This window comes from Leucobacter sp. UCMA 4100 (assembly GCF_027853335.1).
Lineage (GTDB): Bacteria > Actinomycetota > Actinomycetes > Actinomycetales > Microbacteriaceae > Leucobacter_A.
Genome location: NZ_JAFEUS010000002.1, coordinates 1,004,875 through 1,024,284, shown reverse-complemented (window position 1 = coordinate 1,024,284; position 19,410 = coordinate 1,004,875). Strand labels below are relative to the sequence as shown.

The window sequence follows — 19,410 nt, the reverse complement described above, 5'->3', positions numbered from 1 at the left end:
ACAATGATGTTTCAACACATTCTTATTAGCACGGCAAAAGCAACACTCGATGACTTGCGCTTGCCTTTTGAAGGCCCGGTCACGGTTGAACTCTCGAACGAAACCAGAGAACGTATTGAACGAGCTCACAAGGTCATCACCGATCTGGTTGCTCGCGGCGACGTGATCTACGGTGTCAACACAGGGTTTGGCAAACTCGCTGATCGGCGTATTAGCAAAGACGAGCTACTCGAACTCCAGCGCAGAGTTGTCGAGTCTCATATGGTAGGTGTCGGCCCATCGTTTGGCGAGGCAACGGTGCGGGGAATGATGGTGGTAAAGCTGCTGTCATTGTGCCAGGGACATTCGGGTCTAAGACTTGAAGTTGTCCAACTGCTGCTCGACATGATCAACCACGATGTGCTTCCGGTGATTCCAAGTCAGGGTTCTGTCGGGGCCTCTGGCGACCTGGCACCTCTCTCGCACATGGCAGGCGTCATGACAGGGCACGGGCAGGTGCGTATTGGGCGCAAAATCTATAACGCCGTTGAGGGTCTGCGCAGTGTTGGCCTTGATCCGGCTGAGCTGGGCCCGAAAGAGGGTGTTGCCCTCATCAACGGTGTTCAAGCTTCGACAGCGCTTGCGCTTCAAGGGCTTTTTGCCGCAGAAAAGGTGTTGAACGCCGCGATTACAGCGGGGGCGCTGACCCTCGAAGCAACAGCGGGGCGGCAGGAAGCACTTGACGCTCGCATCCAAGCGATTCGTGGTCAGATTGGCCAGATAACCGTTGCAGCTTCGCTTCGAAACCTCGTCGCTGAAAGCGAGATTCTTGCTCACGAATTCGAAGGCCGCAGGCTACAAGATCCGTACAGCTTGCGTTGCATGCCCCAGGTTTTTGGCGCTTCGCTCGACCTGCTAGAACAAGCAGCGCGAGTTTTGGAGCGTGAGGCCAACGCAGTTTCAGATAATCCTCTCGTCTTTCCAGACGACGAAGTCGTGCTTTCTGGAGGCAACTTTCACGGTGAGCCGGTTGCCTTTGCCTCAGATATGATCGCGATGGCGCTGTGCGAAATCGGTTCGATCACTGAGCGGCGCACGGCAATGATCGTTGATACCTCGATGTCTGGGCTACCGCCGTTCTTGGTTGAAGGCGCCGGACTGAACTCAGGGTTTCTGATGGCGCAGGTCACCTCAGCAGCGCTCGTCGCTGAAAATAAGACCAAGGCCTTTCCCACCAGCGTTGACAGCATTCCGACCTCAGCTGGGCAAGAAGATCACGTCAGTATGGCGACGCACGGCGGTGTTCGACTGCAGCCGATGGCCCAAAACGCGGCCTACGTTGTAGCAATCGAGCTTTTGGCAGCAGCCCAGGGGTCAGAAATGCGTGATGGTGGCCCGAGCGCCCCAGCGTTAAAGCCGGTGTTTGAGCTTGTTCGTGCCCGTTCACAGTACCTCGATCAAGATCGGGCCCTTGCGAACGATATGGAGGCTGTGGCGGCCGATATTTTGAGCGGATCGTACCTTCCTCATGGAGCGGTACCACTCGTAGGCAATGCATCATGAACCCGAATCTTCAGGAATACCTTTCGGCGCTCGAAGAGAGCGGCGAACTCTTGAGGGTGCGTCGGCCAGTAACCAAGGGGCCGGAGATCCTGTCTGTTGTTAAGGCCCTCGAACCTTATGGGGCGCCAGCGGTGCAGTTCGAATCGGTTGCTGGCAGCCCGTGGCCTGTGGTGATGGGAACGTTTGGTACCCGCGCGCGGCTCGCCCGCTCGCTCGGTATTGACAAAGGCGAGCTTGTCGAAAGGGCTATCCAGCTGCCATTCGAGCAACTCCCTGAGCCCATAACCGTATCGAATGCTGCAAGCCAAGAAGTGGTGTTGCAAGAGGCCGAAATTGACCTCAAAGCTATGCCCTTTGCGCAGCATTCTAAGTCAGACGCTGGTGAGTACATTACGGCTGGGGTAGTGCTCGCTCGTGATCCGAGAACCGGAAAACTCAATACCGGCATGTACCGCATGATGGTGACGGGCTCTCATACGATCACGGTAAACGCTGCTCCTGACCATGACCTCGGCCGAATTTTTGCGGCGGCACGAGAACGCCAAGAGAAGGTTCCCATTGCGGTTATCATCGGGCATCACCCGGCATACCTGGTGGGTTCACAGGTGAAAAATACTGTCGCCGTCGATAGTCACGAGATCGTTGGAGGGCTACTGAACGAATCGTTACGGGTGACACCGGCAGTTTCGGTAGATCTACCGGTGCCGGCTGAAGCAGAGATGATACTCGAAGGTGTCGTCGACCCGCACGACATGTTGAGTGAGGGGCCATTCGGAGAGTTCTCGTATCACTACGGTGAAGCAAAAGCTCCGGTATGTACGATTACCGCGGTAACGCACCGCCGCAACCCGATCTTTCTTGACCTTCACCCTACTCACGCTGAGCACCTGTGTCTTTGGCTCTACCCTGGCCGTGAGGCGCGTCTGCTCGAGGGAGTGCGCCGATCGGTTCCTGGCGCTGTTGCTGCTCGAATCCCGTTTCATGGTGGTTCGTTTAGCGCCTATATTTCGGTGAAAAAACGCAAAGAAGGCGACGGAAAACAAGCTATTCTTGCCGCCTTCGCAACCGATCACTTCTTAAAAAACGTGATCGTTGTCGATGACGATATTGATGTGCTCGATACAGGAAGGGTGCTCTGGGCTGCTGATGTTCGGGTACAAGCCGACGTTGACACCGTCAGGTTAGAAAGCATGAAGGGCATCCGCATGGACCCGAGCGCAAAACAGTTCTTCACGCCCATCGGCTCAGACACGCTCACTGCAAAGGTAGGGATCGATGCCACGAGACCACTCGCTGGGTTTCCTGAGCAGGCTGACCTGCCCCATCCTGGGTTCGAAAATCTTCAGTTTGAAGCGTACCTTTCCCCCGAAGACACTGCGAAGATCATTGAACGGAAAGGGTTCAGGGAAGACTTTATGGAGTAGAACACTTTCACACGAACAACGACAAACATACAACGGTGTATTGGGGTTGCAATGGAGCAGATCAAGGATTCGCTGTCGGGCATGACCACGCTCGACGACGAACAGAAAACGAGAAACAGTGTTGATAAGGCGCTCGATATTTTGCGCATAGTCGCGGAATCTGATGAGGGGCTCACTCTCAGTGATGTAGCGCGCAGCAGCATGCTTCCGGTTACGACGGTTGCGCGGCATCTGAAAACGCTTGAACGCGCTGAATTTCTTTTTCGTGGTGACTCTGCAACCTACCGGCCCGGCCGCGTACTCGTGCAACTCGGGGCTCAAACGCTGAGCCGGTACTCGCTGTATGAGTTGGCCGAGAAGCATCTGAAAGCAATTTCTGAGTACACCGGCGAGACAGCCTACCTGGCGGTTATTTCGGGTAAGCGGGAAGCCGTTTACTTGCGGCAGGTTGAAAGCTCGCGCGCTATTCGGCACGCGAGCTGGGCTGGTAAAACGATCGATACTACGGGCACCGCGATCGGTGCCGCGCTCGAGAACGACGTGGGGCCGCGGGGCTTTGCGTGTTCTCGAGCGACCAGAGTCGAGCCCGATGCCGCGGCTGTTGCAGCCCCCATCATGAATTCGTCTGGAGAAATTGTGGCCGCGATTAGCGTGATCGGCCCATCGTTTCGGCTTTCTGAACAAGACCTACAAACCTATGGCGTGTTCATTCGTAAGCACGTCGTAGAACTCAGTAAACAACTCATCTAGTCGCTCACCTCAATGACGAGGAACGCGACAAGAAAAGGAACCATCATGTTTGAAAGATCATCACGTAAAGCACGGAGCTGGCTCAGTATCGTCGGTGCCGCGGCCGCCGTAGCGCTCGCTGTGACCGGATGCGGATCGACGGGAGGCAACGGTGCGCAATCTCCGAAGACCGACCAGGGCGATAACGAGCTATTTCAGCTTCTCCCGGAAGAGGTGCAGAAGTCGGGGGTCCTCATCATAGGAACTGATCCTGGCTACCCGCCGTGTGACTTCGTCGATAACTCGACGGGTGATATTGCTGGCTACAATCATGACATTCTCAAGGTCATGGAGCCGCACCTTGGGGTCGAAATTCGGCAGGAGGCCCTGCAATTTGACGGTTTGATTCCTGGCGTGCAAAGCGGCAGGTTTCAAGGTGCCATGGAGTGTATTTCTGACAACGAAGAACGGCGAAAGGTTGTGACCTTCGTCGATAACGCTTACGGGGCAAACGGCCTGATGGTCATGAAAGCTAACCCGGCGGGAGTTACTGAGAACCCGCTAAGTATGTGCGGTGTGAAAGCAGGGGTGCAGACTGCCACGAACTTTGTGCAGAACGCAGAGGTATTCTCACAAAACTGCGAAGCAAATGGTTTGCCCCCGCTTGCCGTGACCGAGTTTCCTTCTGCAGCAGATGTGTCAACGGCTCTTGAAGCAGGCCAGATTAATGCAACCTTTACCAGCCTGGCGACTGCACGGTGGCAGGAGTCGCAGGGAAGAGAAGTGGAAAGCTTCGCGAGCCCGCTCATTCCGTCTGACTATCACGGGATTGTCGTAGGCAAAGACGAAACCGACCTTGCCAAAGCCCTCACAGGCGCCCTTGAAGCTGCTATCGCCGATGGGACATACCAGGAGGCGCTGAAGAAATGGAACCTTGAAGAGCTTGCCCTGCTCGAACCGGGAATCAATCTTGGTGAGACTCGACCGCTTGAAGATCCAGAGCTCTGTGGAGCCTGCGGGCTCGAATAACGGCATGGGAGGGGTCGCAGCAGACGGCCCCTCCCTCGCAACTTTGAGAAAGGGAAGACAATGGACAACGGAAAGTCTGTAGAAACTCGTCGTACCCCTGTGACTCGGCAGATTAACTGGGCAGGCATCGATGCTGCGCAAGCACCGACCAAACGCCAACGGCCGGATCACTGGATTGTGGGCGCCGCAATTGTGGGTCTGGTCGGTTGGGCTGCCTGGGCATTTGCATCAAACCCGAGGGTCCAGTGGGATGTTTTCGGGGAGTTCTTTTTCTCTCCGATGATTATGCAGGGGCTCTGGAAGACGATCCAGCTCTCGCTGATCGGTGTGACGGTCGCTATCATTATCGGGTTTATGGTCGCCATGATGATGCGATCAGAGAACCCTGTACTGCAGCTCTTCGCGAAGGGCTACGTCGGGTTCTTTCGCGGCCTGCCGCTCCTCGTGCTGTTACTCTTCACCTACAACCTGGCGCTTTTTGCGCCGAATATTGTTCTCGGGTTTCCCCCGGTGTTCGGACTCTCAATTGACACCAATACTTTCATCACCGGTTTTACCGCCTCAATCATTGGTCTTGGCCTTCACGAATCAGCATTTATGGCCGAGATTATTCGAGGCGGTTTACTCGCGGTCTCTCCCGGCCAGGCTGAGGCGGCGCAAGCGCTTGGAATGAGAAGGCAGCAGGCGATGATCCACATTGTGATGCCGCAGGCAATTCGAGTGATCATCCCTGCCACCGGTAACCTCTTCATCTTGCTCTTGAAAGCAAGCTCCCTTGTCGCGGTGATCGGCGGCGGCGATCTGCTCACTATGGCTCAACGCATTTACGGCCAGAACTTTCAAGTGGTGCCGCTGCTTTTGGTTGTCTCTGCCTGGTACTTGATTCTGGTGTTTGTTGCCTCTCTTGGCCAGAGAATCCTTGAAAAACGTATGTCCCGAAGCGTCGCTGGCGCGGCACAACTGTCAGTTTCTGAGGAGTGAACGGTATGACTATCGATTGGCAAACCCCACTTGTTGAGATGAACAACATTCATGTCAGTTTTGGTGAAAACCACGTTCTTCGCGGCGTGAACCTCGATGTTCACGAGGGCGAGGTGCTGTGCCTTATTGGCGCCTCAGGCTCTGGCAAGTCGACGTTGCTGCGCACGATTAACGCCTTGCAGCCACTCGATAAAGGATATGTCTCTGTCGACGGGCGTTTGGTAGGCGCGACCGAGGACAGAGGGCGCTTGTACGAAGCGACTGACAAAGAGCTTGCAGCGTCTAGGCGGCACATTGGAATGGTGTTTCAACACTTCAACCTGTTCCCGCACCTCAAAGTCGTTGAAAACGTCACGATTGGCCTGAAGAAAGTACTGCGCATTTCGGGCTCTGACGCCAAGAAAAAAGCGCTGCAGTATCTCGAACGGGTGGGTCTTTCAAACCGGGCAAATCACTATCCTTCGCAGCTCTCAGGTGGTCAGCAGCAAAGGGTGGCCATTGCGCGTGCCCTTGCTATGGAGCCAAAACTCATGCTGTTCGATGAACCAACCTCTGCTCTTGACCCTGAGCTTGTCGGTGAAGTACTGCATGTTATGCGTGAGATTGCTGAGGAGGGCATGACAATGATTGTGGTGACGCACGAGATGCACTTTGCGCAACACGTTGCAGATCGAATCGCTTTCATGCGTGACGGGGTGATCGAAGAACTCGGAGAAGCAACGAGAATGATCGCAGAACCGCAGTCGCCACATCTGAAACAGTTCCTCTCACATCTCAGCTCTTAAAGCAGTGTTATGACGAGGTTGTAAGGGCTTCTGGGACCCACAATACGGTGCTAAATGAAAACCGTTTCGCCGACTGAGTATCGTTTTGCCGACTAAGCATGAAAAACGCGTGTATTCGATGCTCTGTCGGCGAACGCATACTCACTCGGCGAGCCTCGGGGCGCAGGAGAAGCCCAGACGCAGGCTGCCATCGGCCCAGTGTGCGCGAGGCCGGGTGTAGCAGCGTAGCCCCGAACGCGAACCCCGCTAAACTCGCGCGCCACTCGCGTCACACCGCGAAATGTTTCGCCGTGTTACGTCAGGTGACACCGTGTGACACCTGCATTCGACGGCCCGCCCAGGGTCGGGCATCTTAATACGTATGTTGCAAGAAGCCCCCACCACAGCGAGCCCGAACGGGGCGCCAGTAAGCGCCGCCGGGCGCGTGCAGATCACCGACGTTGAGCGTACCTTCGTAGGCAAGCACGGCGCCCGCACGGTGCTGAGCGACGTGACGCTCGACGTTGAGGCGGGCGAGATCATCGCGATCGTCGGGCCCTCGGGATGCGGCAAATCGACGCTCTTGCGGCTCATCGGCGGACTTGATGTGCCGACGGCGGGAGCGATCCGCATCGATGGCGAAGCGATCAGGGCACACGACGAGACGACCGCGATCGCGTTTCAGGAACCGCGACTGCTGCCATGGCGCACGATTGAGCACAATGTTGCGCTGGGGCTTCCGCGGGGAGTGCGCGGCCGCGAGGCGACGAAGCGCGTCGCAGAACTGCTCGACCTCGTTGGCTTGGCGCACGCCGCCAAGCAGCGGCCGAGCGAGATCTCGGGCGGCATGGCGCAGCGCGTTTCGCTTGCGAGGGCGCTCGCCCGAAACCCGCGGGTGCTGCTGCTCGACGAACCGTTTGGCGCGCTCGACGCACTCACGCGGCTCAAGATGCACGACCTACTGCTCGACATTCACCGTGCGCAGCCAACGACCATTGTGCTCGTGACGCACGACGTCGAAGAAGCAATTTACCTCGCCGACCACGTGCTGCTCTTGCGCAACCTGCTCGACGAGCGTTCGCGGGAACAAGCGAAGGCCCCGCAGCCGCGGGTTGTCGCGCTCGGTTCGAGCTCGGGCATCGGGGCGCTTGGCCCCGCGCGGGCGGCCGAGTTCATCGGTGGCGCTGAGGGCGGCCCCGAACGCACGAGCGCGTCGATTGCGCGCTACGTGACGGTCGCCGGCGAACGGCCGAGAGACCGCGGCGCTCGCAGCTTCACTGACCTGCGCGCAGGGCTTCTCAACGGACTTGGCGTGCACGCGGGCTAAAGCGGCCCCACCATCACGCCGCAACACACCACTCGAACATCACCAGGAGAATCATGACCAGCTCGACCATTCGAACCAAAACCTCGGCCCTCGCGAAGGCCGGCGCGGCGCTCGCCGCAGGCCTCACCGCACTCGCGCTCTCGGGCTGTGTGCAGGGCGAGAACACCGCTGACAAGGCTCCCGCCGAGGGCAGCGACTGGTCGACGAGCACGCTGTCGATCGACTGGGCCACCTACAATCCGCTGAGCCTCGTGGTGAAAGACCAGGGGCTCATCGAAGAGGCGCTCGGCGATGACGTCGCGGTCGAGTGGGTGCAGTCGGCGGGCAGCAACAAGGCGAACGAGCTGCTGCGTTCTGGCGCGATTGACGTGGGATCGACCGCTGGCTCGGCCGCGCTGCTCGCTCGCGCGAACGGCAGCCCGATTCAGGTGATCGACATCTTCTCGCAGCCCGAGTGGTCGGCGCTCGTGGTCGCCGGCGACAGCGACATTACCGAGGTGAAAGACCTCAAGGGCAAGCAGGTCGCCGCGACGAAGGCCACCGACCCGTACTTCTTCCTGCTGCAGGCGCTCGGCGAGGCGGGGCTGAGCCTTGACGACGTCGAGGTGCAGAACGTGCAGCACGCCGATGGCCGGGCGTTGCTCGATAGCGGATCAGTCGCGGCCTGGAGCGGCCTCGACCCGATCATGGCGGCCGCCGAGGTCGAGTCGGGCGACACCCTGCTGTACCGCAACGTCGACTTCAACACGTATGGTTTCTTGAACGCGACCGAGCAGTTCATCACCGATCACGGCGATGTGGCGCAGGTGGTCGTTGACGCCTACGAAGAGGCACGCGCGTGGGCGCTCGAGAACCCCGATGCGGTGGCCGAGCTCTTGGCCGATGCGGCGTCGATCGACCTTGAGGTCGCGAAAACCGTCGTGAATGAGCGCTCGAACCTCGACGTCTCTGGCGTTCCGGGCGAAGCGCAGGTTGCGGTGCTTGAGGCAATTGCGCCGATCATTGCCGACTCCGGTGACGTGAAGGGCGGCGAAGAAGCACTGGCCAAGGCCATCTCGACGATCGTGCACGACGCCTTCGCGCTCAAGGCGAGCAAGTGAGCAACGCGCAAGCGGTCGGGCAGCTCGAAGCGGCGCCAGCGGTAAAACCACGCGAGCCCCTCTGGTCACGCGCCTCGGTGCGGGTGGCCGCGGGCTTCGTGGTGCCGCTCGCGCTGCTCGCGGTGTGGCAGTGGGTGACGGCGTCGGGTCTGGTGCCCGATTACCGTCTGCCTGGCCCGTGGGCGGTCGTTGAGGCGGGGGTTGAGCTCGCCGAGAAGGGCGAACTATGGCTGCACGTCGCGATCTCGGTGCAGCGTGTCTTCATCGGCTTTGCGATCGGCGCGCTGATCGCGCTCGTCGCGGCGGCGGTCGTGGGGCTCTCGCGGGCCGGCAGTGCGCTTCTCGCACCGATTCTCGTGGCGATCCGCGCGGTGCCGTCGCTTGCGTGGGTTCCGCTGCTCATTCTGTGGCTCGGCATTGGCGAGCAGTCGAAAATCACCCTCATCGCGATCGGCGCGTTTTTTCCGGTCTTCACGACGGTCGCCGACGCCCTGCAACAGGTGAACCCGCAGCTCGTTGAGGTTGGCCGCACGTTCGGCCTGAGGGGCTGGTCGCTCTTTCGCACGGTACAACTGCCTGCCGTCGTGCCCGCGGTCGTGTCGGGCTTGCGACTCGCGCTCGCGCAGGCCTGGCTGTTTCTCGTCGCTGCCGAGCTGCTCGGCGCCTCGATGGGCCTCGGGTGGATGCTCGATGATTCGCAGCAAACCGGCCGCGTCGATCGCATTCTGCTCGCGATCGTGCTGCTCGCGTTGCTCGGAACCCTCACCAACGCAATACTCGTGTTCTTTGAAAAGGCGGTGCTTAAACGATGGCTGTGACCGATGAGCTGAGGCTCAGCGAAGAGCGGGTGTACCCGCCCGCGCCGGCCTTCGCCGCGCAGGCGAACGTCGACGCGTCGATCTATGCCGAAGCCAATGCCGACCCGGTCGCGTTCTGGGAGGCGGCGGCGAGGCGATTGACGTGGATCACTCCGTGGCACACTGCCCACACCTGGAACCCGCCGGCGCTCGGCCCCGAGGGGTTGAGCGTTCCGAAAGCGACGTGGTTTGAGGGCGGCACGTTGAACGTCGCGGTGAACTGCGTTGACCGCCACGTTGACGCGGGGCGCGGCGAGAAGGTCGCGCTCTTGTTCGAGGGGGAGCCCGGCGACCGTGAGGCGGTCACCTACGCCGAGCTGCAGCGGCGCGTGAGCCAGGCCGCGAACGGACTCACCGCGCTCGGCATCGAGGCGGGTGACCGAGTCGTGGTCTACCTGCCGGTACTCGTCGAGACGATCGTGATCGCGCTCGCCTGCGCGCGCATCGGGGCGGTGCACTCGCTCGTGTTCGGTGGCTTCTCGGCCGAGGCCGTGCGCTTCAGGCTTGAAGACACGGGGGCGAAGCTGCTCGTCACGACCGACGGGCAAAACCGTCGTGGAGCGGTCGTCGAGATCAAGAGCGCTGCCGATGAGGCGGTCAGAGGCCTCGATCACGTCGAACACGTGCTCGTCGTGCGGCGCACGGGGCAGGACGTCGAGATGACTCCGGGGCGTGACGTCTGGTGGCACGACGTCATTGACGGTCAGCCCGAAACCCACGAGGCGCAGGCGTTCGACGCCGAGCACCCGCTCTTCATCATCTACACCTCGGGAACGACGGGCAAGCCCAAGGGGCTCGTGCACACCTCGGGTGGTTACCTCACGCACGCGAGCTGGGCGCACTGGGCTCACTTTGACGCGAAGCCCGACGACGTGCACTGGTGCACCGCAGACCTCGCGTGGGTCACAGCGCACACCTACGAGATCTACGGGCCGCTCTCGAACGGCCTCACGCAGGTCATCTACGAGGGAACGCCCGATAGCCCGAACCGCGAGCGGCACCTCGAGATCATCGAGCGCTACGGCGTCACGGTCTACTACACGGCGCCCACGCTCATTCGCTCGTTCATGACCTGGTTTGGTGACGAGCTGCCCGGTGGCCACGACCTGTCGACGCTCAGGCTGCTAGGCACGGTCGGCGAGGCGATTAACCCCGAGGCCTGGGTGTGGTTCAGGCGTCATTTTGGCCGCGACGAGGTTCCGGTCGTCGACACCTGGTGGCAGTCAGAGACCGGAGCCGCGATGCTCGTTCCGTTGCCCGGGGTCACCGCGTTGAAACCCGGATCAGCGACAGTGTCGCTGCCGGGAATCGACATGGCCGTCGTCGATGAGCACGGCGAACCGGTGGCGCCGGGCCGCTCGGGAACCCTCGTCGCACGGAGGCCTTGGCCCGGCATGGCCCGCACGGTGTGGGGCAACCCCGAGCGCTATCGCGACTCGTACTGGGCGGCCTACGCGGGTCACGGCGAGCACGGCGGCTTCTACGTCGCCGGCGACGGGGCGACCGTCGACGCCGACGGCTACGTGTGGATTCTTGGGCGCCTCGACGACGTCGTGAACGTTTCGGGTCACCGCCTCTCGACCATCGAGATTGAATCGTCGCTCGTGACGCACCCCGCCGTCGGAGAGGCCGGCGTTACCGGAGTCTTCGACGAGATCACGGGGCAGGCGATTGCGGCATTCGTGGTCGACGGTGCCGCGGGCGAGGCCTCGCACGACGAGCTTCGCGAGCTGGTACGCAGAGACATCGGCCCCATCGCCAAACCCAAGCACATTGTGCGGGTGGCCGAGCTTCCGAAAACACGCTCTGGCAAGATCTTGCGCCGGTTGCTCGCCCAGATTTGGCAGGGCGACGATCTCGGTGACACCACGAGCCTACAAAACCCATGGGCCGTCGAAAGCGTGCGCGAAGCTGTGCGCGTGGCCCGCACGAAGGAGAACATATGAGTGAGCACCAGTTCGGGTTTCGCACCCGGGCCCTGCACGCGGGCGGAACGCCCGACGCGACCACGGGCGCCCGCGCGGTTCCGATTTACCAGACCACCTCGTTCGTCTTTGACGACGCCAAAGACGCCGCGAACCTGTTCGCGCTGCAAAAGTACGGGAACATCTACTCGCGCATCGGCAACCCCACGGTCGCGGCCTTCGAAGAGCGCATTGCCTCGCTCGAGGGCGGCATCGGCGCGGTGGCGACCGCGAGCGGCATGTCGGCAGAGTTCATCACCTTCGCGGCCCTCGTCGGGCAGGGCGATCACGTGGTCGCCTCTGCGCAGCTGTACGGCGGCACGGTCACCCAGCTTGACGTGACGCTGCGCCGCTTCGGCGTCGATACAACGTTCGTCGCGAGTTCTGATCCCGAGGCATTTCGGGGCGCGATCCGCGCGAATACCAAGGTGCTGTACGTCGAGGTCATCGGCAACCCCGGCGGCGAGGTTGCCGACCTTGAGGGGCTCGCTCGGGTGGCGCACGACGCGGGCATTCCGCTCGTCGTCGATGCGACGCTCGCGACGCCCTACCTCGTGCGGCCCATCGAGCACGGCGCCGACATTGTCATTCACTCGGCCACGAAGTTTATTGGCGGCCACGGCACGACCCTCGGTGGGGTTGTGGTTGAGGCGGGCACCTTCGACTGGGGCAACGGCAACTTCCCGGCGATGACCGAGCCCGTTGACTCCTACGGCGGCATCAGCTGGTGGGGCAACTTTGGCGAGTACGGGTTTCTCACGAAGCTGCGCAGCGAGCAGTTGCGCGACATTGGCCCGACGCTCAGCGCGCAGTCGGCCTTCACCCTGCTGCAGGGCGTCGAGACGCTGCCGCAACGCATCGACGCGCACGTCGCGAACGCGCGGGTTGTCGCCGAGTGGCTCGCGAGCGACCCCAGGGTCTCGTTCGTAACCTGGGCGGGGCTCGAGGGGCACCCGCACCGCGAGCGGGCACAGAAGTACTTTCCGCTCGGCCCCGGCTCGGTCTTCGCCTTCGGGGTGCGACCGGCGGGCGAGTTCGTCACCGAGGGCGAGCGTGCCCAGGCCGCACGCGAGACGGGCGAAACCTTCATCGAATCGCTGCAGCTCGCGAGCCACCTCGCCAACATCGGTGATGCGCGAACGCTCGTGATTCACCCGGGCTCGACCACCCACCAGCAGCTCACGCCAGAGCAGCTCGAGGCCGCGGGGGTTCCCGCCGACCTCATTCGCATCTCGGTGGGCATCGAAGACGTTGAAGACATTGTGTGGGATCTCGACCAGGCCCTCACCCGAGCGACAGGAGCAACCCGATGAGCGACGCCAAGGAATACACGCAGCCGAGCGCCGGTGAACGCCTCGCGATCTTGCGCCGAGCCAAAACCGTGGCCATCGTTGGCGCGTCAAATAACCCCGCGAGGGCGAGCTACTTCGTCGCGACCTACCTGCTCTCGAGCTCGCCGTACGAGGTGTTCTTCGTGAACCCGATGGCCGACGAGATCATGGGCCGCAAAGCCTACGCCTCGCTCGCCGACCTGCCCGTGGCGCCCGACATCGTCGACGTGTTTCGCAAAGACGCCGACCTGCCGGGCGTCGCCCGAGAGGCCGTCGAAGCGGGGGCGCAAACGCTCTGGTTGCAGCTCGGTTCGAGCAATGCCGAGGCCGCTGAGATCGCCTCGCAGGCGGGCCTCAACGTCGTGATGGATCGCTGCATCAAGATTGAGCACGCCCGCTTTCACGGCGGCTTGCACCTCGCCGGCTTCAACACGGGCGTTGTCTCGGCGAAGCGGCAGGTCATCTCGCGCTAGGGCTGTCTCTGGGGCCGGTGCCTGTTGCGCCGATCCGCCTCAGGATGGCGAATTCTTTACTGAGTGAGCACGGGTTCACCGAGTGAGCACGCGAAATGCGTCGATTCCATGCTCACTCGGTGAACCCGTGCTCACTCGGCAAACGGCGAACCGTGACTCACACGGCGCGAGTCGCGGCTGTCTCGGCATCGAGCGCCGCGGCCTCGCGCACGGCTGCTGTGCCCGCGGCCTCTGCAAGCGCGAGCCCCGAAGCACTCGCCGAGACGAGGTGCTTTACCGCGCGGGTGAGGGGCCTGAAGCCTTCGGCTGCGACGGCGACGTCGGGAGCCGAGTGGTCGATGCCGAGCGCCGTGAGCGCATCGGCGAGCGCTCCCGCGGCGAGGTAGTCATCGACGGCGAAGGCCCCGTCGTCGCCCGCGAGCACGAGGTTGATCGAGGTGCGGCCGCCGCGGGCAAGCTGTTCGTCGTAGATGGCGCGTGCCGTCGCGGTCGGGTTGCGCAGCGTGGCAAGGAACACCGTGGGCTCGTGCGCCAGGGCTTTGGCGCTCGCCGCAAGCTGGGCCGGGTCGCCGATCGCGTCGACGATGACGACGATGCCTGAACTTGCGAGCTGATCGAGGCCCTGCTGGCCCCAGCCGAGGCGTACCTGATAGGTCGTTTGTGCGTGGTGAGAGGTCATGCGCACCAGTGTAGGTGGGGCCCGCGGCGGGCGGCTCGCGGCCCGTCACACGGCGTCATAAATGAGAGCGTGATCAGGCTTCGCCGCTACTCTGAGAGGCATGTCGTACGAAGTTTCAAAGTCAGAAGAAGAGTGGCGCGAAGAGCTCGGTGAAGAGCGGTATGCCGTGCTGCGAGAGCAGGGAACCGAGCGTGCCTGGACGGGCGAGCTACTCGACGAAGAACGTGCCGGTGTGTACACCTGTGCGGCGTGCGGTAACGAGTTGTTCGTGAGCGGCACGAAGTTCGATTCGAACTGCGGGTGGCCGAGCTTTTATGAGTCGGTTCGGCCCGAGGCGGTCGAGCTCATCGAAGACACCTCGCACGGCATGGTGCGCACCGAGGTGCGGTGCGCCCGCTGTGGCGGCCACCTGGGTCACGTCTTTCCCGATGGCTTCGGAACGCCCACTGGCGACCGCTACTGCATGAACTCGCTCTCGCTGAACTTCGAGGTTCAGGAGTAAGCGCCAGAGCACGCTTCAGGGCGGGCCCCGAGTCCCGCCCTGCCCCCGGTACTCCTCGTTCAGAGCACACCCCTCAGCATTAATTAAGCAGATCTAATTAAGGTTAGGCTAGCCTAATTCGTTGGCGAGAGGGGTTCTCGCCGTGGAACGAATAACAGGAGTTCAAACCATGCGAAGTGGGTTACTCGCTCGTACCGTCGCGACCGCGGCGGCCACCGTTGCTGCCGGCAGCTTGCTGCTCGGCTGCGCGCAGAGCACAGACGGGGGTGCTGCTCAGAAGGGCGACACATCATCGGGCACGAGCATTACCGTGACCGATCAGCGCGGCAAAGAGGTGACGCTTGACGCGCCCGCTGAGACGATCGCCTCGGCTGTCATTCCCGCCCCCGCGATTATCGCGGCCGTTGATGGCTCGTGGGATCGCATCGTTGGCATTAACCAGTCGCTGCTCGACGCCAACAAGCTCGGCATCATCAGCAAGATTTTCCCTGAGTCGGTAACGACTCCGGTCATCTCGGGGCGCGACTTCGTGCCCAACATGGAAGAGATTCTGACGCTCGACCCCGACCTCGTCGTGCAGTGGGGCTACTTGGGCGACGACTTCACCGCCCCGATCGAAGATGCTGGCATGTCGCTCGTCGGCCTCGAGTACGGCACGCAGGAAGACCTTGAGACGTGGATCACGTTGTTCGGCGATCTCATTGGCAAGAGCGATCGTGCTACCGAGATGATCGATTGGATGCACACCGAGGCAGCTGACGTGACGAAGCAGGTTGAGTCGTTGGGCGCGAAGTCGCCGCGCGCGCTGAGCCTCTCGTACAACGACACCGGGCTCGGCGTCTCGACGGGGTCAGACTACGCGCAGTACGTCTTTGACCTCACGGGCCTCACGAACGTCGCCGAGAACGCACAGGTTTCTGAGGGCGTCGCGAGCGCCGAGCAGATTCTCGACTGGGACCCCGAGATCATTTTCCTCTCGGCCTTCGATGAGGCGACGCCCGAAGATGTCTACGCCGATGATCGTTTCGCGAACGTTTCGGCGGTGAAGAACAAGCGCGTCTACCGTGCACCGCTTGGCGTGTACCGCTGGCAGGTGCCGAGCGCGGAGTCGCCACTGTTCTGGAACTGGGTTGCGGCGCTCGCCTACCCGGGTGAGTTCGAGGTCGACCTGACCGCTGAAATGAAGCAGCAGATCTCGTTCCTCTACAACTATGAGCTCACTCAGGAAGACATTGATTTGGTGCTGCGCACCGACATCAATGAGCAGAGTGCGCACTATGCTGTCGTCAGCAACTAACACCGGCACACCAGGTTCGACGGCTTCGGGCGTGAACGCTGCCCGGGCCGTCGAGCGCGGCGGTCGCCGTGACCGCTGGTTCACCGCCGCGCTCGCGCTTGCTTTGCTCGTGCTCGTCGTGGTTTCGCTCGGGCTCGGTCGCCTGTATGTCGCGCCTGCAGACGTGATCGGCATCTCGCTGCACGAACTCGGCTTCACGGGCATTCCGGTGACGTGGGATGACAAGGCGCACACCGCCGTCACCCTCATTCGCGCCCCGCGCGTGCTCACCGCGGTGCTCGTGGGTGCGGCGCTCTCAGTCTCTGGCGCGGTGCTGCAGGCACTTTTCCGCAACCCGCTCGTCTCGCCTGACGTGATTGGCGTCTCGTCGGCGGCCTCGTTCGGCGGGGTGCTCGCCATTCTCATTGGTGGCGGAGGCCTGATGCTCATGGGCGGCGCTTTCGTGTTTGGGCTGTTGGCCGCCGTGCTCGTGATGGCGCTCGGCAAGATCCGCACCGGTTCTCCCGTGCTCACGATCGTGCTGGGCGGCATCGTCGTGGCCGCGTTCTTCAACGCCCTCGTGTCGCTCGTGACGTACCTCGCCGATCCGTACACGACGCTTCCGTCGATCACGTTCTGGCTCATGGGCTCGTTCGCGTCGGCGAGCTGGGGCAAGCTGCTGCTGCTCACGGTGCCCGTGTTCGTGGGGCTCGTGTTGGTCATGGCGCTGAGGTGGCGCATCAACGTGCTCTCGCTCGGCGACGAAGAAGCGCAGGCTTTGGGGCTCAATCCCGGGCGGCTGCGCGGGCTGCTCATCGTGGCCGTTGCCCTGCTCACCGCTGCGACGGTCGCGGTCGCTGGCGTGATCGGCTGGGTCGGTCTCGTGATTCCGCATCTCGTGAGGCTCATTATTGGGCCCGACCACCGCGTTCTCATCCCTGCGTCGGCGCTCTTGGGCGGCGTGTACGTGCTCGGCATGGACACCCTCGCGCGCACCCTCTCAGAGGTCGAGGTGCCCGTCGGTATTCTCACCGCGGTCATCGGTGCGCCGGTGTTCGTGACGGTACTCATTCAGCGCACGCGAGGGGGTCGCACCCTTGCATAATCTGACGCAGGAGGCCGCACCAGCGAGACTCGCGGCGCGCGGCATCGGCTTTCATTATCCGGGCAGCGACTGGCTTTTTCGCGACCTGACATTTGCTGTGGATCCCGGCGAGATCGTCGCCGTGCTGGGCCCCAACGCCCGCGGCAAGACGACCCTGCTCACCTGCCTCGCGGGCGTTCGGGAGCCCCGCGAGGGCAACCTCTCGCGGCAAACCGAGATCGGCTACGTGCCGCAAACGCACTCTGCCGAGCACCCGTTTAGCGCCCACGAGATGGTCGTGATGGGGCGTGCGCGCAAGGTGCGTGCGTGGTCGAGCCCCTCGGCGAGCGACCGCGATGCGGCCTGGGCGGCGCTCGAACGGGTGGGCCTCGCCGAGTATGGCGACCGCCCCTTTCGGGCGCTCTCTGGTGGCCAGCGCCAGCTCGTGCTCATGGCCAGGGCGCTCGTGTGCGAGCCTGGCCTACTCATTCTCGACGAGCCGACGAGCGCGCTCGATCTGCGCAACCAGCGCCGCGTGCTCACCGTGATGCGTGACCTCGCGAGTGAGGGCATGAGTGTGCTGTTCACGACGCACGATCCGACGCACGCGCTGCACGTCTCGCAGCGCACCCTGCTCATGGATCGCGACGTGAGGTTTGACGAGACCCAGGGGCTGCTCACGGCCGAACGTCTGAGCGAGCTCTACCAGACCCCGGTCAAGACGGCCGAGGTGTTGTTTGAAACGGGGCCGCGCACCGTCGTGGCGCCCGATCTGCTGACGAAAGGAAGCCACGAATCATGACCCGAGTGGTAACCCTCACGGGGCATGTGCCTGCGCCGAATCGGCCCGGCACGACCAGCGAGCACTCGTTTCGCGACGTGTACGACCTGCCCGACCTCGATCTCGATGAGACGCGTGGTCTCGTCGTGAGTAGCGGCTGCGACCGCCGCTTTCTCGCCTCGCACCGACCGCTCCTGAGCGATTGGGTGCGCGGGGGCGGGCGCATGCTCGTGAACGGTCACCCGGTGCTGCGCATCGTCGACGGCGAGCCTGAGTTTCGCAAGATGGAGTTTCACACCCCGCGAGACCTCTGGCTCACCGCGTGTGATGAGCACCCGATCTGGCGAGACATCGACCGCACCGAGCTGCTCTTCCAAACCGGAGTTCCGGGCGATCACACGTTTGAGACCCTCGCGCGCATCGGGGTCGCGGGCTTTTACGCTCGCGGCTATCTCGCCGGTCTGCCGGAGCACAGCACGATCATCACTGGCATTGGCCCTGGCCGTCTGCCCGTCGACATCAGCTACCCGCTGGGCCTGGGCGAGGTCATCGTGCACGCGGGCAACGACCTGACGGCGTTTTCGATGACCGACTCGGTCGAAACCAGGCTCGGCGAGCAGTCGAGGGTGTACCTTGCCGAGGCACCCGAGCCCCAGACGACAGGAGATGAACGATGAGGCGCACCGGTTTTCTTCACGGAGCAACCTTCTTTCACGAGGCGACGCTGCAAGACCCCGCGGTGATCGCGAACGATCTCGTTGATCTCTACGGGCCCGGCCTCACGGCGGGCCAGCTTGACGAGGTCGACGCCCTCTACGTGTCATCCCGGCTGCACGAGAGCGTGCTTGAACGGGTCACCCCGCACGTGCTCGAATTTCTCGACCGCCCCGGCACCCGCGTGTACATCGACGGCGTGAATCGGGTGGGCGAGTGGCTTCCCGGCACCACCGAGACCGTTCGCGGAACGAACTTCTGGGCATGGCGCGTGGGCGAAGACGTGGGCAGGCGCTCACGCAACCAGGATCACCCGGTGTGGCGCTACCTCAGCGAGCGCTCGGTGCACTGGCACTACCACGGCGTGCTCGATCACCCCGAGGCTGCGGTGCCCCTCGTCTCGCTCGAGCCGGTCGCGAACCCTCCGCAGGAGGTCGACCCGTGGGGCCTCGGCTACCGTGCCCTGCCGGGGCACCCGAACACGGTGCTCTACTACGACGATGCGACGTTTGCGAGCGAGCTCATCGTGAGCACGATGGACGCCTCGTACCACCACGGTTCGGGCTTCATGCCTGGCGCAACGCAGCTCATGTACCGCATGATGCGCTGGCTCGCAGAGCCCGCCGCGTGAGTGCCGCGGCTCGGTTCGCGCGCTTGAAATTGCGTGCGGATCGGGCCGCGAGATCCGCCGCCAATGAGTCTCCGAAGAGCGACTTCTGTGGGCCCGGTGAAGCCCGGTTTTTGGGCCTCCGGGCCCTTTTGTTGATTGTGGGGCACACCGTACAACAAACATTGACGGTTTCAACAATGTGGTTCTTCGGGTGTTTGCGCTATACGGTTTTCGCATACTATA

19 protein-coding genes are annotated in these 19,410 nt (G+C 62.4%); 18 read left to right on the top strand and 1 reads right to left on the bottom strand.

Features of this window, described 5'->3' with window-relative positions; translation table 11 throughout:
* The first annotated feature begins 3 nt into the window (after positions 1–3).
* The 12 genes from hutH to JSO19_RS04885 all read left to right on the top strand — a co-directional run bounded on the left by hutH (position 4) and on the right by JSO19_RS04885 (position 13,521).
* Positions 4–1,542, top strand: coding sequence for a histidine ammonia-lyase (gene hutH, locus JSO19_RS04940; protein WP_270910159.1), 1,539 nt, complete (start codon positions 4–6; stop codon positions 1,540–1,542).
* Positions 1,539–2,966, top strand: coding sequence for a UbiD family decarboxylase (locus JSO19_RS04935; protein ID WP_270910157.1), 1,428 nt, complete (start codon positions 1,539–1,541; stop codon positions 2,964–2,966). The genes hutH and JSO19_RS04935 overlap by 4 nt, the downstream gene beginning before the upstream one ends.
* A gap of 51 nt (positions 2,967–3,017) precedes the next feature.
* Complete coding sequence (locus JSO19_RS04930) at positions 3,018–3,716, top strand: IclR family transcriptional regulator (RefSeq protein WP_270910156.1); 699 nt, start codon at positions 3,018–3,020, stop codon at positions 3,714–3,716.
* A 45-nt stretch (positions 3,717–3,761) separates the two neighbouring features.
* Positions 3,762–4,724: an ABC transporter substrate-binding protein gene (locus JSO19_RS04925; RefSeq protein ID WP_270910155.1), complete on the top strand. Its 963-nt coding sequence runs from the start codon at positions 3,762–3,764 to the stop codon at positions 4,722–4,724.
* Between the two features lie 60 nt (positions 4,725–4,784).
* Entirely contained in the window at positions 4,785–5,705 is a 921-nt protein-coding gene (locus JSO19_RS04920) for an amino acid ABC transporter permease (protein ID WP_270910153.1), read from the top strand.
* A gap of 5 nt (positions 5,706–5,710) precedes the next feature.
* A complete protein-coding gene (locus JSO19_RS04915) occupies positions 5,711–6,490 on the top strand; it encodes an amino acid ABC transporter ATP-binding protein (RefSeq protein WP_270910152.1) in 780 nt (259 codons plus the stop codon).
* Positions 6,491–6,851: 361 nt separating this feature from the next.
* Positions 6,852–7,796 (top strand): ABC transporter ATP-binding protein, encoded by a 945-nt coding sequence (locus tag JSO19_RS04910; protein WP_270910151.1) that lies wholly within the window; start codon positions 6,852–6,854, stop codon positions 7,794–7,796.
* A 53-nt stretch (positions 7,797–7,849) separates the two neighbouring features.
* Positions 7,850–8,896 carry an aliphatic sulfonate ABC transporter substrate-binding protein gene (locus JSO19_RS04905; protein ID WP_270910150.1) on the top strand — a complete coding sequence of 349 codons (1,047 nt, stop codon included), beginning with the start codon at positions 7,850–7,852 and terminating at the stop codon, positions 8,894–8,896.
* Entirely contained in the window at positions 8,893–9,714 is an 822-nt protein-coding gene (locus JSO19_RS04900) for an ABC transporter permease (RefSeq protein ID WP_270910149.1), read from the top strand. Before JSO19_RS04905 ends, JSO19_RS04900 begins: the two co-directional genes overlap by 4 nt.
* Positions 9,705–11,699 carry an acetate--CoA ligase gene (gene acs, locus JSO19_RS04895; protein WP_270910148.1) on the top strand — a complete coding sequence of 665 codons (1,995 nt, stop codon included), beginning with the start codon at positions 9,705–9,707 and terminating at the stop codon, positions 11,697–11,699. The genes JSO19_RS04900 and acs overlap by 10 nt, the downstream gene beginning before the upstream one ends.
* A complete protein-coding gene (locus JSO19_RS04890) occupies positions 11,696–13,030 on the top strand; it encodes an O-acetylhomoserine aminocarboxypropyltransferase/cysteine synthase family protein (RefSeq protein WP_270910147.1) in 1,335 nt (444 codons plus the stop codon). The genes acs and JSO19_RS04890 overlap by 4 nt, the downstream gene beginning before the upstream one ends.
* The gene (locus JSO19_RS04885; protein ID WP_217135900.1) at positions 13,027–13,521 is read left to right on the top strand and encodes a CoA-binding protein; all 495 of its coding nucleotides are present in this window, start codon (positions 13,027–13,029) and stop codon (positions 13,519–13,521) included. The genes JSO19_RS04890 and JSO19_RS04885 overlap by 4 nt, the downstream gene beginning before the upstream one ends.
* A gap of 157 nt (positions 13,522–13,678) precedes the next feature.
* Here JSO19_RS04885 and JSO19_RS04880 read toward each other — a convergent pair whose 3' ends face one another.
* Positions 13,679–14,200, bottom strand: coding sequence for a 2-phosphosulfolactate phosphatase (locus tag JSO19_RS04880; RefSeq protein ID WP_270910144.1), 522 nt, complete (start codon positions 14,198–14,200; stop codon positions 13,679–13,681).
* Between the two features lie 100 nt (positions 14,201–14,300).
* Here JSO19_RS04880 and msrB point away from each other — a divergent pair, with 100 nt between their 5' ends.
* The 6 genes from msrB (at position 14,301) to JSO19_RS04850 (ending at position 19,188) form a co-directional block, all read left to right on the top strand.
* On the top strand, positions 14,301–14,702 hold the full coding sequence (gene msrB, locus JSO19_RS04875) for a peptide-methionine (R)-S-oxide reductase MsrB (protein WP_270910142.1): 402 nt from the start codon (positions 14,301–14,303) through the stop codon (positions 14,700–14,702).
* Positions 14,703–14,871: 169 nt separating this feature from the next.
* A complete protein-coding gene (locus JSO19_RS04870) occupies positions 14,872–15,999 on the top strand; it encodes an ABC transporter substrate-binding protein (protein ID WP_270910140.1) in 1,128 nt (375 codons plus the stop codon).
* Positions 15,980–17,083 carry a FecCD family ABC transporter permease gene (locus tag JSO19_RS04865; RefSeq protein ID WP_270910138.1) on the top strand — a complete coding sequence of 368 codons (1,104 nt, stop codon included), beginning with the start codon at positions 15,980–15,982 and terminating at the stop codon, positions 17,081–17,083. Before JSO19_RS04870 ends, JSO19_RS04865 begins: the two co-directional genes overlap by 20 nt.
* Positions 17,076–17,864, top strand: a complete 789-nt coding sequence (locus JSO19_RS04860) for an ABC transporter ATP-binding protein (protein WP_270910137.1) — start codon at positions 17,076–17,078, stop codon at positions 17,862–17,864. The genes JSO19_RS04865 and JSO19_RS04860 overlap by 8 nt, the downstream gene beginning before the upstream one ends.
* Positions 17,861–18,520 (top strand): hypothetical protein, encoded by a 660-nt coding sequence (locus JSO19_RS04855; protein WP_270910135.1) that lies wholly within the window; start codon positions 17,861–17,863, stop codon positions 18,518–18,520. Before JSO19_RS04860 ends, JSO19_RS04855 begins: the two co-directional genes overlap by 4 nt.
* On the top strand, positions 18,517–19,188 hold the full coding sequence (locus tag JSO19_RS04850) for a hypothetical protein (protein WP_270910122.1): 672 nt from the start codon (positions 18,517–18,519) through the stop codon (positions 19,186–19,188). The genes JSO19_RS04855 and JSO19_RS04850 overlap by 4 nt, the downstream gene beginning before the upstream one ends.
* Positions 19,189–19,410 lie beyond the last annotated feature (222 nt).

Coding starts and splice junctions, on each gene's coding strand:
- hutH (WP_270910159.1), top strand. CDS start 4: ATGATGTTTCAACACATTCTTATTAGCACGGCAAAAGCAACACTCGAT.
- JSO19_RS04935 (WP_270910157.1), top strand. CDS start 1,539: ATGAACCCGAATCTTCAGGAATACCTTTCGGCGCTCGAAGAGAGCGGC.
- JSO19_RS04930 (WP_270910156.1), top strand. CDS start 3,018: ATGGAGCAGATCAAGGATTCGCTGTCGGGCATGACCACGCTCGACGAC.
- JSO19_RS04925 (WP_270910155.1), top strand. CDS start 3,762: ATGTTTGAAAGATCATCACGTAAAGCACGGAGCTGGCTCAGTATCGTC.
- JSO19_RS04920 (WP_270910153.1), top strand. CDS start 4,785: ATGGACAACGGAAAGTCTGTAGAAACTCGTCGTACCCCTGTGACTCGG.
- JSO19_RS04915 (WP_270910152.1), top strand. CDS start 5,711: ATGACTATCGATTGGCAAACCCCACTTGTTGAGATGAACAACATTCAT.
- JSO19_RS04910 (WP_270910151.1), top strand. CDS start 6,852: ATGTTGCAAGAAGCCCCCACCACAGCGAGCCCGAACGGGGCGCCAGTA.
- JSO19_RS04905 (WP_270910150.1), top strand. CDS start 7,850: ATGACCAGCTCGACCATTCGAACCAAAACCTCGGCCCTCGCGAAGGCC.
- acs (WP_270910148.1), top strand. CDS start 9,705: ATGGCTGTGACCGATGAGCTGAGGCTCAGCGAAGAGCGGGTGTACCCG.
- JSO19_RS04890 (WP_270910147.1), top strand. CDS start 11,696: ATGAGTGAGCACCAGTTCGGGTTTCGCACCCGGGCCCTGCACGCGGGC.
- JSO19_RS04885 (WP_217135900.1), top strand. CDS start 13,027: ATGAGCGACGCCAAGGAATACACGCAGCCGAGCGCCGGTGAACGCCTC.
- JSO19_RS04880 (WP_270910144.1), bottom strand. CDS start 14,200: ATGACCTCTCACCACGCACAAACGACCTATCAGGTACGCCTCGGCTGG.
- msrB (WP_270910142.1), top strand. CDS start 14,301: ATGTCGTACGAAGTTTCAAAGTCAGAAGAAGAGTGGCGCGAAGAGCTC.
- JSO19_RS04870 (WP_270910140.1), top strand. CDS start 14,872: ATGCGAAGTGGGTTACTCGCTCGTACCGTCGCGACCGCGGCGGCCACC.
- JSO19_RS04865 (WP_270910138.1), top strand. CDS start 15,980: ATGCTGTCGTCAGCAACTAACACCGGCACACCAGGTTCGACGGCTTCG.
- JSO19_RS04855 (WP_270910135.1), top strand. CDS start 17,861: ATGACCCGAGTGGTAACCCTCACGGGGCATGTGCCTGCGCCGAATCGG.
- JSO19_RS04850 (WP_270910122.1), top strand. CDS start 18,517: ATGAGGCGCACCGGTTTTCTTCACGGAGCAACCTTCTTTCACGAGGCG.